Source organism: Albimonas sp., assembly GCF_055129145.1.
In genome coordinates this window covers 1-10,962 of the sequence record NZ_JBSRTQ010000138.1, presented here as the reverse complement: position 1 = coordinate 10,962, position 10,962 = coordinate 1, and the positions used below count along the sequence as shown (strand labels likewise).

Genomic DNA, 10,962 nt, shown 5'->3' with positions numbered 1-10,962 from the left:
CCGCTCTGCTTCGGCCAGACCGCGCTGCTGGGCTGCGACGTGTGGGAGCATTCCTACTACATCGACTTCCGCAACAAGCGTCCGGTCTACATCGGCAACTTCCTCGACAAGCTGGTGAACTGGGAGAACGTCGCCTCGCGCATGTGAGGCGGCGGCCGGGCCGAGGCCCGGCGCGATCTCCGTCGAGACAGCGAAGCCCCGGCCGGTCGGCCGGGGCTTTTTCACGCGCGCGGGGTGCGGTCAGGGCCGCAGGGACTCGATCCGGTCGAGCAGGGCGAGGGGCTCCCGCTCCACCTGAAGAAAGCCGGGAAAGTCCTTGGCGCAAAAGCCCTCGGTCACCATGTGGTCGATGAGCGCGAGCAGCGGGTCCCAGAAGCCGTCGGTGTTGAGCAGGAATACCGGCTTTTCGTGAAGGCCGAGCTGGCGCCAGGTGAGCGCCTCGAACAGCTCGTCCAGCGAGCCGGCCCCGCCGGGCAGGCAGACCACCACGTCGGCGTTCATCAGCATCACCTTCTTGCGCTCATGCATGGTCTCGGTGACCACATAGGTGGTGAGGTCCTGCTTGCCGATCTCGCGGGTTTCGAGGTGGCGGGGGATGACCCCGAAGGTCTCGCCGCCGGCCTTCTGGGCGGCGCGGGCGACCTGGCCCATCAGGCCGACGTCGCCGGCGCCGTAGACCAGGCGGACGCCGCGCCGCGCCAGCCCCTCGCCCACCATCGCCGCGGCCTGGGCGTAGACCGGGCGGGCGCCGTCGCGGGAGCCGCAGTAGACGCAGGCGGAAAAGCGGGCGAGGCGGGTCATGGCGGGGCTCCTGCGGTTGAACGGCGGGGGGACGGCGCGGACGGGGGCTGCGGCGCTGACGCGACACCGCGCCCCGGATCGGGGGACATGAAATCGCCATGAATTGCGTCTGCGGGCTTTGAGGCGCATGTTGTTCCGCCAAACGGATTGGCGTGACAAGAGAAAATCAAACCATGGCCAGCGGACGGAACATCGCGCTCGGGGCGCTGGCGGCGGTCGCGGCGGCCGGCGCGGTCGGCTGGCTGATGCGGCCCACGGAGCCGGGCGGGATCGACACGGCGCTGACCGCCTCCGATGCGCCCGCCCCCGCCACCGCGCTGCCGGAGGCGGTGATGCTGACGCCGGCGCAGGTGGAGAAGGGCCGCACCATCACGTTGGCCGCGCCCGAACCCGCGCCCGCGCCCGGCGCGCCCGGGGGGGCGGAGGCGGCCAAGGTCGATCCGCTGGCCCCGGTCGCCCCCCGTTTCGACGTGGTGCGGGTGGAGCCCGACGGCTCGGCGCTGATCGCGGGGCGGGCCGAGCCCGGGGCGCGGGTGACCGTGCTGCTCGACGGGCAGCCGGTGGCGGAGGCGGTGGCCGACCGCGCCGGCCAGTTCGTGGCCTTCGCCGACACGCCGCCCTCGGCCGACGCCCAGTCGCTGAGCCTGAGCGCGGCGGACGGGGCGGCCCCGCAATCCGCAGGGACGGGCCCCGCAGGAACGGGCTCTCGCACGCCCGAAGCGCCCGAGCCGCTGATGTCGGCGGAGACGGTGCTGATCCTGCCGCGGGCGGCGGGGCAGGCGGGCGAAACCTCCGAAATCGCCGCCACGCCCGCCCCCCCCGCCGACGCGCCGGCCGCGAAGGCCGAGATCCCGGCCGCGACCTCGCCGGACGCGCCCGCGACCGATGCGCCCCTGCTGCTGCGCACGGCGGCGGACGGCGCGGTCACGCTGCTCGACCCCTCGGCTTTGGGGCCGGCGCGCGGGGTCACGCTCGACTCGGTGACCTACAGCCCGGCGGGCGACGTGCTGCTGACGGGACGGGGCGCGCCCGCGCGCACCGCACGGGTCTATGCCGACGGCGCCCGGCAGGCGGACGTGACCATCGACGCCGACGGCGGCTGGCGGGCGCGGCTGGCGGCGCTGAACCAGGCCGGGCGCTATGTGCTGCGGGTGGACGAGATCGACGACCGCGGCGAGGTGTCGAGCCGCGTCGAATCCCCGTTCCAGCGCGAGGCGCCCGACGCCGTGACCCAGGCGCTGGAAGCCGGGCAGGTGGTGGTGCAGCCGGGCCAGAACCTTTGGCGGATCGCGCGGGCGCGCTACGGCGCCGGACCAAGCTTCACCCTGATCTACGAGGCCAACCGGGACCGGATCCGCGACCCCGACCTGATTTATCCCGGCCAGGTTTTCGACCTGCCCGACGCGGCCGCGCCCGCCCGCTGAGGGGCGGCGCGATCCCGCCCCCGATCCGCATCCCGGCGTAGATCCGGCCGCCGAGGAGCGACCCCGCGTCGCCGGGGCCTGGGGGAAGACGCGGGCGGCCGGACGCCTTATATGCCTCCAGGCGGCCGCTTCGCCGCATGTGCGCCGCGCGCACGCCGCCTTTCCGTCCCCTCCCCGAGAAGGAGCAACGATGCGCCGCATCTCCACCCCGCCCAGGGGCGCCGCCGATACGATGAAAGGCGCGCGGGGCGACTACCGGATCGTGGCGCGCGTGGCCCCCTGGCTCTGGCCCGAGGGCGAGGGCTGGGCCAAGCGCCGGGTCGTCGCGGCGCTGGCCATGCTGGCGCTGGCCAAGGCGCTGACGGTGCTGACGCCGTTTCTCTACAAGGCCGTGGTCGATGCGCTCGCCCCCGGGACCGGGGCGGACGACGGCGCGCTGACCGGCTTCGCGATGATCGCCGGGCCGGTGGGGCTGGTGGTCGCCTATGGCGGGGCGCGGCTGCTCGGCGCCGGGTTCCAGCAGCTGCGCGACGTGGCCTTCGCGCGGGTCGGCCAGCGGGCGCTGAGGGGGCTGGCGCGGGCGGCCATCGGGCATGTGCACGCGCTCTCGATGCGCTACCACATCCAGCGCCAGACCGGATCGCTCAGCCGGGTGATCGACCGAGGGGTCAAGGCGGTCGACTTCCTGCTGCGCTTCCTGCTGTTCAGCCTGTTCCCGCTCTTCCTCGAACTGGCGCTGGTGGCAGGGATCTTCCTCGTCGAATTCGATTGGCGTTACTTCGTCGTCGTGGTGGCGATGATCGTGTTCTATGTGTGGTTCACCTTCTCGGTCACCGAATGGCGGGTGAAGATCCGCCGGATCATGAACCAGGAGGATCAGGACGCCAACCAGAAGGCGGTGGACAGCCTGATCAACTTCGAGACGGTGAAGTATTTCGGGGCGGAGACGCGGGAGGTCGAGCGCTACGACCGCTCGATGGCCAATTACGAGGACGCGGCGGTGAAGACCGCCAACTCGCTCGCCTTCCTCAACGGCGGCCAGGCGGCGGTGATCGCGGTCGGGCTGGTGGCGGTGATGATCATGGCCGCGCAAGGCGTGCAATCTGGCGCGCTCAGCGTCGGCGACTTCGTGATGGTCAACGCCTTCATCATCCAGATCACCATGCCGCTGGGTTTTCTGGGGACCGTCTATCGGGAGATCCGGCAGGCGCTGGTCGACATGCAGGAGATGTTCGACCTGCTCGACCAGCCGCCCGAAGTGGCGGACCGGCCGGGCGCAGGGCCGCTGAAGACCGGGCCGGGGCGGGTGGTCTTCGACGACATCCGCTTCGCCTACGAGCCTGACCGCCAGATCCTCAAGGGCGTGACCCTGGTGGCGGAGGGCGGGGAGACGGTGGCGGTGGTCGGCGCGACGGGCTCGGGGAAATCGACGCTCGGCCGGCTGCTGTTCCGGTTCTACGACGTGCAGGGCGGTGCGGTGACCATCGACGGGCAGGACGTGCGCGACGTCACGCAAGTCAGCCTGCGCAAGGCCATCGGCGTGGTGCCGCAGGACACGGTGCTGTTCAATGACACCATCGGCTACAACATCGGCTACGGCCGCGACGGCGCCGCCCAGGCCGAGATCGAGGCGGCGGCGCGGTCGGCGCGCATCCACGATTTCATCGAGAGCCTGCCGCAGGGCTACGAAACCGTGGTGGGCGAGCGGGGGCTGAAGCTGTCGGGGGGCGAGAAGCAGCGGGTCGCCATCGCGCGGGCGATGCTGAAGAACCCGGCGGTGCTGGTGCTGGACGAGGCGACCTCCGCGCTCGACACCGACACCGAGCGCGAGATCCAGGAGAGCCTGCGCCGGCTGGGCGCGGGGCGGACCACGCTGGTGGTGGCGCACCGGCTGTCGACGGTGATCGACGCCGACCGGATCGTGGTGCTGGAGGGGGGCGAGGTGGTCGAGAGCGGCGGCCATGCCGAACTGCTGGCCCGCGGCGGGCGCTATGCGCAGCTATGGGCCCGGCAGCAGGAAAGCGACGAGCCGGCAGCGGTCTGAGGGGGCCGGCCGGGACGGTTCATCCCGGCCGCCCGCTCACCCGTCAGGCGGCGCGGCGGCGACGGCCGACGACGCCCAGCGCGCCCAGGCCTGCGATGGCCAGCGGCAGAGCGGCGGGCAGCGGCACGGCGGAGGTCGCCTCGGTCAGCTGATAGCGCTCGGCGCTGAAGAGCCCCGACGAGCCAGGGATGCTGGAGGCGAAGGCGACTCCGTCGCTCAGGTCATCCGGCCCCATGCCGAAGCCCGTCGTGGCATCGGCCGTCGCGACGATGAAATCCACGAAGCTGCCGTCGAGCGTCAACGCCGCGTCGTTTCCGGAGCCGCCGAAAATATCCGAGAGAGCGCCGAAGATCTCCGCGTCGAAGCTGTCGCCGTTGATCATGAAGCTGAAGGCGACGATGTTTTCGAGCGTGTTGCCGTCGCCATTCAGATCGGCGCTCAGCGACGCGGCGTAGAGGTTTCCTTCGAGATCCTCGTAGCTGAGCATGTAGGGCGTGGCGGAGGCGGCGCCGCCGGAGAGGGCGAATGCCGCAACGGCGGCGAACAGAGGCAAGCGAGACATCAACCGCAGGTTCCTAGCGAAAAGCGGCCTTGTGCAGGCGGAGCCTGTTTGTGGAGGAAACCCGGCGCGCTTGTCCAGCCTATTCACAATGCGTCGCGTATGAGCCCGAAGCCGGTCCTGCGCCCCCTATTCGGCGGCGCGAGGAAGGGGCGCGAAGAGGTTCGTGGTCGGGTCCGAAGCGAGGTCGCGGTCCGGGTCGGTCGGCGCAGGCTCCGACCGCCACAGCAGGGCGGCGGGGGCGAGCCGGCCGGCGCGGCGGCGCAGGCCGGTCAGGGCGCGGGCGTCGCGGGAGCGGGCGGCGATGCGGGCGGCTCCGGCGCCGATCCAGACCCGGGCGGCGAGCGCGGCCGGCGTCACGACCAGCGTCAGCACCGTCGCGGTGCCCAGCCCGAACACCACGGCGGTGGCGAGCTGCTTCCACCAGAGCGCGGTCGGCGCGTCGATGGAATAGCCGCCGCCGATGAAGTCGACGGAGATCCCGAACATCATCGGCGCGAGGCCGGCCATGGTGGTTATCGTGGTCAGCAGCACCGGGCGGATGCGCTGCTCGGCGGTGCGCACGATGGCTTCCAAGCGCGGCATCTGCTTGCTGAACTCCTGATAGGTGTCGATCAGCACGATGTTGTTGTTCACCACGATGCCGGCCAGCGCCACGATGCCGGTGCCGGTCATGATGATGGAGAAGGTCTGGTCCATCACGATCATGCCGACCAGCACGCCGGCGACGGACATCACCACCGCGGTCAGCACCAGCACCGAGTTGTAGACCGAGTTGAACTGCGCCAGCAGGATCACGAACATCAGCCCCAGCGCGCCGGCGAAGGCCTTCATCAGGAATTGCTCGCTTTCCTCCTGCTCCTCCTGATCGCCGACGAAGGCCCAGTCGATGCCGTCGGGGATCGGGGTCTCCGCCTCCAGCCAGCTGCGGATCTCGGCGATGCGGTCGTTGGCGTTCACCCCGTCGCGCACGTCGGCCTTGATGTCGAAGAAGCGCTCCCCGTCCACCCGGTTGATCTCGCCGAGCTTGTGCGCCGGGGAGCGGGTGACGAAATTCGACAGCGGGATCAGGCCTTTGGAGGTGCGGATCCGCATGTCGTCCAAGGTCGAGATCACCCGGTCCTCGGCGGGATAGCGGACGCGGATGTCGATCTCCTCGTCCGAGCCGTCGGGGCGCATGGTGTCGAGCAGCACGCCGCGGGTGACCATGGAGACCATCGGCCCGATCTGGCTGACATCGGCGCCGAAACGCCCGGCGCGGGCGACGTCGACGTCGAGCTCCCAGTCGATGCCGGGCAGGGGGCGGGTGTCCTCGACCTCGGCCAGCCCGTCCATCGCGTCGAACCTGGCGCGGACGACGGCGGCGGCGTCGAGCAGCTGCTGCCAGTTCTCGCCGCGCAGGCGCAGCTGGATCGGCTTGCCCTGCTGAGGGCCTTCCTGGGCCTGGGCGATTTCGGAGATCACGCCGGGATAGGCGGCGATCTTCTCCTCGATCTCGGCCAGGATCACGTCGCCGTTGGCCCGCGTGCCCCAGGGGGCGAGCTCGATCTGGATGCGCCCGACCGAGTCCTTGGGGGCGTTGGAGCCGCGCTGGTTCAGCCCGCCCTCGCCGGCGAAGGCGAAGACCGATTCCACGCCGTCGATGCCGATGACGATGGTCTCGACGTCCTGCAGCAGGCGGTCGCGTTCCTGGAGCGAAAGGTTGCCGCGGGCGCGGACATAGGCGACGGCGCGCTCGGGCTCGGTCTTCACGAAGAATTCGACGCCCTTGCCGGCGGTTCCATACCAGGCGAAGGCGCCGTAGACGGCGGCGAGCGCCACGGCGATGGCGACGAAGGGCATCACCGGGTTGCCGGTCAGGAACTTGATGGCGTGGCCGAAGGGGGTGCGGCGGTAGCCGGCCTTGCCCGGCGCCGCGAGGCCGTGGGCGCGGAACGAGCCGGAGACGATGGCGAGGATCAGCCACAGCGCGACCAGCGCCGCCGCGGCCGGGATGCGGATCTGCGGAACGGGGGGCTGGATGACCGCATAGGCGGCGGCGGCGGTGGCGAGCGCCAGGACGACGAAGAGCAGCGCCCGGACCGCGCGGGGCAGACGCGTCTGCAGGGCGACGGAGGCGCGGTCGAGGCCGCGGGTCAGGCGTCCGGCGACGCCGCCGACCACCGGCAGGTAGACCAGCGCCACGACGAGGGAGGCGGACAGCACGAAGATCAGCGTGACCGGCAGGTTGCCCATGAACTGTCCCGGGATGCCCGGCCAGAACAGCATGGGCAGGAAGGCGCAGAGCGTGGTGGCGGTGGAGGAGACCACCGGCCAGAACATGCGCTTGGCCGCCTCCACATAGGCGCGCATCGGGCCCTCGCCCTCCGAAATGCGCTGATCGGCGTATTCCACCACCACGATCGCCCCGTCGACCAGCATGCCCACGGCGAGGATCAGGCCGAACATCACGATGTTGGTGATCGACATGTCGAAGACGGCGAGCAGCGAGAAGGTCAGCAGGAACGACGTCGGAATCGCGAAGCCGACCAGCAGCGCCGAGCGGATGCCGAGCGAGCCCAGCACCACGATCATCACCAGCGCGATGGCGGTCAGCACCGAGCTTTCGAGCTGGGAGACCATGCCCTCGACCTGGGTCGACTCGTCCATGGAAAAGCTGACCTCGACCGCGTCGCGCAGCGGCTCGGGCCAGCCGGCGAGCTCCTCGGCCACGGCGGCCTTGACCAGGTTGACCGTGTCGATCACCGGCTCGCCTTTGCGCTTCACGATCTGGAGCGCGATGGTGGGCTTGCCGTTGAAGCGCGCGGTGCCCTTGGCGTCCTCGAAGGTCAGGCGGATGTCGGCGATGTCGGACATGGTCACGACCCGGTCGCCGTTGACCTTGACCGGCAGGCGGTAGACGTCGGCCGCGGACTCGAAACTGCCCGGCAGCTTCAGGGCGAACTGGCCCGAGCCGCTTTCGATCGAGCCGGCGGCGACCAGGCGGTTGTTGTTGACCACCACCGACAGCAGTTCCTGCGCGGTGATGTCGTAGGCTTCGAGTTTGACGGGGTCGACGATGACTTCGAGCATCTCGTCGCGGTGTCCGGCGAGGCCGGCCTCGAGAATCGGGGTCAGCGCCTCGATCCGGTCCTGAAGGTCCTTGGAATAACGCAGCAGCGTGCGTTCGGGGACGTCGCCGGACAGCGACACCACCAGGATCGGGAATTCGGAGAAATTGAATTCGTTGACCTCGGGCTCCTCGTCCCCCTCGGGGAACTTGGATTTGGCGCGGTCGACCGCCTCGCGCACCTGGGCGAGGGTCGCCTGCTTGTCCCAGCCGAATTCGAACTTGAGCAGGACGCCGGCATAGCCCTCGTTGGCGAAGGCGGTCATCTCGTCGAGACCGTCGATGTCCCTGAGCTCCTGCTCCAGCGGCTTGACCATCAGGCGTTCGCTGTCCTCGGCGCTGATGCCGGGGAAGGGTGCGGAGACGAAGACCATGGGGATGTCGATGTCGGGCTCGCCCTCCTTGGGCAGGCCGACATAGGCGAAGGCGCCGGCCGCCACCGTCATGACGATGAAAGCGAAGATCATGCGGGCGCGCGCGGCGGCCCAGTCGATCAATCCGGTCATGCGGGTGTTCCGGTTCTGGCGCTCATGATGGGGTCGGGGATGGCGTGGGGATTGGGATTGGGGCGGTCGTCAGGGCAGCCCTTTCCAGGGCTCCCAGGTGGGCGTCACGGGGCGGCCGTCGGAGGTGTATTCCTGGCCGACATAGATGATCGCGGTCTCCTCGGGCAGGCCGGTGAGCCAGAGGCCGCCTTCCTCCTCGCGCAGGATCTTCACACGGTGGAAGCGGGCGACGCCGTCCTCGACCGCGCGGATGCCGAGCTCGCCCTCGTCGTTCAGGGTCAGCGCCGATTGCGGGGCGAAATGGCCGCGATCGGCGGGCATCGGGATGGCGATGTCGGCGGTGAGGCCGTCGCGGATGTCGCCGTCCGGGTTGGCGACGGCGATCTGAACCTTGAAGGTCCGGGTGACGTCGTCGGCGGAGCGGGAGACGAAGCTGACCGTGCCGGCCACCTCGCGCCCCGAGATCAGGCGGGCGAAGGCGGCCTGACCCTCCTTCACCTTGTCGACATCGGCTTCGGGCACGAAGCCAACGATGTCGATGGGATCGAGCGAGATGACCCGCGCGCAGATCTCTCCGGTCGAGAGCAGGGCCCCGAGCTCGGCCGCGTCGGTTTCCAGCACCCCGTCGAAGGGGGCGGAGACGGTGAGGCGTTCGATATCCAGCTGCACCTGGCGCAGGGCGGCTTGCGCGGCGGACAGGCTGGCGCGGCGGGCCTTGGCGGTGTTCTCGGCGGCGAGGCCGCGCTCGGCGAGGGTGTCGGCGGCGGCGGCGTCGGCCTCGGCCTGGGCGAGACGGGCCTGGGTCTCGGCCAGCTGCGCTTCGCGCGTGCCGGGGTCGAGCTGGCAGAGCGGGTCGCCGGCCTTGACCTCCGCGCCGGCGCGCAGCGGTTCGGAGTCGACCAGGCCGGAGGTCTGGACCCGGACGTCGACCAGCTTGTGCGCTTCGGTGCGCCCGCGCATCACGATGGCGGAGCGGACGTCCTGGGCCCTGGAATGGAAGGCCACGACCCGGACCGGCCGCGCGGCCGGGTCGTCGGCCGGGGCGTCGGGGGCGGAAGCGTCGGGCAGGGCGGATCCGGTCGAGGTGGATCCGGTCTGGGCGGGACCGGTCTGGGCGGCGGCCTGCGCGGTCTCGCCCTCGCCGGGCGCGATCCACAGATAGAGTCCGACGATCACCGCGAGGGCCATCAGCATCGGGATCAGTCGCATGGAGCCTCCCAGCTCATTCGTTGCGGGCGTCCGGAAGGGGACCGGGCGCAGGGGCCTGCCTTGCGGGCGCGCGTCAGGCGGCGGGCGACGACGCGCGGCGCCTGGGCGAAACCGGGCGCCGCCATATTAACGCTTGGGGCAGGCGCAATCCACATGGCGCCGTCCTGACCGGGGCGCAACCTTGCGCCGCCCCCGGACGAACAGTATACGCAGCCCGACGCGGACCCGGTCGCCGGATACGCTGATTTTCGCTGGGATGCGGCGACTTTCGGCGCCGTGGCCTCGGCTTGTCCCGCGGACGTTGCGCGAAAGCGACGACCGCGGGGCGCGAAACCGGGGCCGGCCCCGGGTCGGGAGGAGGCGAGCATGACCGCAGTCAAGGCAAGGAGCCGCGCGTGACCGACAGGGACAGCTTCATCGACGAGGTCTCCGAGGAACTGCGTCGCGACCGCATGCTGCGCGCCTGGAAGCGCGGCGCCCCCTGGGTCATCGGCGGCCTGGTGGCGCTGGTGGCGGCGGCGGGCGCCGCGACCTGGTACGACCAGCGGCAGAGCGTCGAGGCGCGTCGGATCGGGTCGGAGCTGATCCGGGCGGGCGAAGAGGCCGACGCCTCCGCCCGCGCCGCGGAATTCGGCGGCATCGCCGAGGCCGCGGCCGGGGCCCCAGGCGCCGCGCTGGTGGCGCGGCTCTCCCAGGCCTCGGCGCTGGCCGAAGCCGGCGAGACCGAAGCCGCCGCCGAGCTTTACGAAGCGGTGGAGAGCGACGGCGCCGCCGATCCGGTCTATCGCGCGCTCGCCGGCTTCCGGGCGGTGATGCTGCGCGCGCCGGGCATGGAGCCGCAGGCGCGGGTCGATGCGCTGAGCGCCCATGTCGGGCCTGAGTCGCCGTTCCGGGTGATGGCGCTGGAGCGTCGGGCCGTGGCGCGGCTGGAGGCGGGCGACAGGGCCGGCGCCCGCGAGGACGCGCAGGCGGCGCTCGACGACCAGATGCTGAGCCCCGGCCTGCGCCAGCGGCTCGAGCAGTTCATGACCCTTCTGGACGGGGACGCGAAATGAGCCGGACCCGCTTCGCCCCGCCGCGCGCCCTGATCCGTCCGCGGGTTCTGGGGCTCGTCTCGCTCGCGCTGGCCGCGCTGCTGGCCGGCTGCGCCGACGACGACCCCATTCTGCCGGGAGAGCGCATCGCCATCCGCCCCGCGGTCCAGGCCGGCGGCGCGGCGACGGCGGAGATCCGCGCGGTCCCTGCGGCCGAGGCCCGGGCCGACTGGCCGCAGGTCGGCGGCGGCTCGGCCCATGCCGGCGGCCATCTCG

At 71.3% G+C, this 10,962-nt stretch carries 8 protein-coding genes and 1 pseudogene; 5 read left to right on the top strand and 4 right to left on the bottom strand.

Annotated elements, in window-relative coordinates; genetic code table 11:
• Positions 1 to 147, top strand: a 147-nt coding sequence (locus tag ACTB72_RS17385) for a Fe-Mn family superoxide dismutase (RefSeq protein WP_463038272.1), incomplete at its 5' end; no start/stop codon positions are given.
• Positions 148 to 240: 93 nt separating this feature from the next.
• Here ACTB72_RS17385 and ACTB72_RS17380 read toward each other — a convergent pair.
• Entirely contained in the window at positions 241 to 801 is a 561-nt protein-coding gene (locus ACTB72_RS17380) for an LOG family protein (protein ID WP_463038270.1), read from the bottom strand.
• A 173-nt stretch (positions 802 to 974) separates the two neighbouring features.
• Here ACTB72_RS17380 and ACTB72_RS17375 point away from each other — a divergent pair, with 173 nt between their 5' ends.
• Entirely contained in the window at positions 975 to 2,225 is a 1,251-nt protein-coding gene (locus tag ACTB72_RS17375) for an Ig-like domain-containing protein (protein ID WP_463038269.1), read from the top strand.
• A gap of 232 nt (positions 2,226 to 2,457) precedes the next feature.
• Positions 2,458 to 4,269, top strand: a complete 1,812-nt coding sequence (locus tag ACTB72_RS17370) for an ABCB family ABC transporter ATP-binding protein/permease (protein WP_463038271.1) — start codon at positions 2,458 to 2,460, stop codon at positions 4,267 to 4,269.
• A 43-nt stretch (positions 4,270 to 4,312) separates the two neighbouring features.
• Here the strand turns inward: ACTB72_RS17370 and ACTB72_RS17365 are convergent, their stop codons facing one another.
• The 3 genes from ACTB72_RS17365 to ACTB72_RS17355 form a co-directional block, all read right to left on the bottom strand.
• A complete protein-coding gene (locus tag ACTB72_RS17365; RefSeq protein WP_463038268.1) occupies positions 4,313 to 4,831 on the bottom strand; it encodes a VPLPA-CTERM sorting domain-containing protein in 519 nt (172 codons plus the stop codon).
• Between the two features lie 126 nt (positions 4,832 to 4,957).
• Complete coding sequence (locus ACTB72_RS17360) at positions 4,958 to 8,443, bottom strand: efflux RND transporter permease subunit (protein ID WP_463038267.1); 3,486 nt, start codon at positions 8,441 to 8,443, stop codon at positions 4,958 to 4,960.
• Positions 8,444 to 8,512: 69 nt separating this feature from the next.
• Complete coding sequence (locus ACTB72_RS17355) at positions 8,513 to 9,652, bottom strand: efflux RND transporter periplasmic adaptor subunit (protein ID WP_463038266.1); 1,140 nt, start codon at positions 9,650 to 9,652, stop codon at positions 8,513 to 8,515.
• A gap of 395 nt (positions 9,653 to 10,047) precedes the next feature.
• Here ACTB72_RS17355 and ACTB72_RS17350 point away from each other — a divergent pair, with 395 nt between their 5' ends.
• Both ACTB72_RS17350 and ACTB72_RS17345 read left to right on the top strand, forming a co-directional pair.
• Positions 10,048 to 10,707, top strand: a complete 660-nt coding sequence (locus ACTB72_RS17350) for a tetratricopeptide repeat protein (protein WP_463038265.1) — start codon at positions 10,048 to 10,050, stop codon at positions 10,705 to 10,707.
• Positions 10,704 to 10,962, top strand: a pseudogene (locus tag ACTB72_RS17345) (hypothetical protein); the annotation flags it as partial. The gene ACTB72_RS17350 and the pseudogene ACTB72_RS17345, both read left to right, overlap by 4 nt.

Bases quoted from the DNA above. Each gene is read 5' to 3' on its own strand.
- ACTB72_RS17375 (WP_463038269.1), top strand. From the start codon at position 975: ATGGCCAGCGGACGGAACATCGCGCTCGGGGCGCTGGCGGCGGTCGCG.
- ACTB72_RS17360 (WP_463038267.1), bottom strand. From the start codon at position 8,443: ATGACCGGATTGATCGACTGGGCCGCCGCGCGCGCCCGCATGATCTTC.
- ACTB72_RS17365 (WP_463038268.1), bottom strand. From the start codon at position 4,831: ATGTCTCGCTTGCCTCTGTTCGCCGCCGTTGCGGCATTCGCCCTCTCC.
- ACTB72_RS17355 (WP_463038266.1), bottom strand. From the start codon at position 9,652: ATGCGACTGATCCCGATGCTGATGGCCCTCGCGGTGATCGTCGGACTC.
- ACTB72_RS17370 (WP_463038271.1), top strand. From the start codon at position 2,458: ATGAAAGGCGCGCGGGGCGACTACCGGATCGTGGCGCGCGTGGCCCCC.
- ACTB72_RS17380 (WP_463038270.1), bottom strand. From the start codon at position 801: ATGACCCGCCTCGCCCGCTTTTCCGCCTGCGTCTACTGCGGCTCCCGC.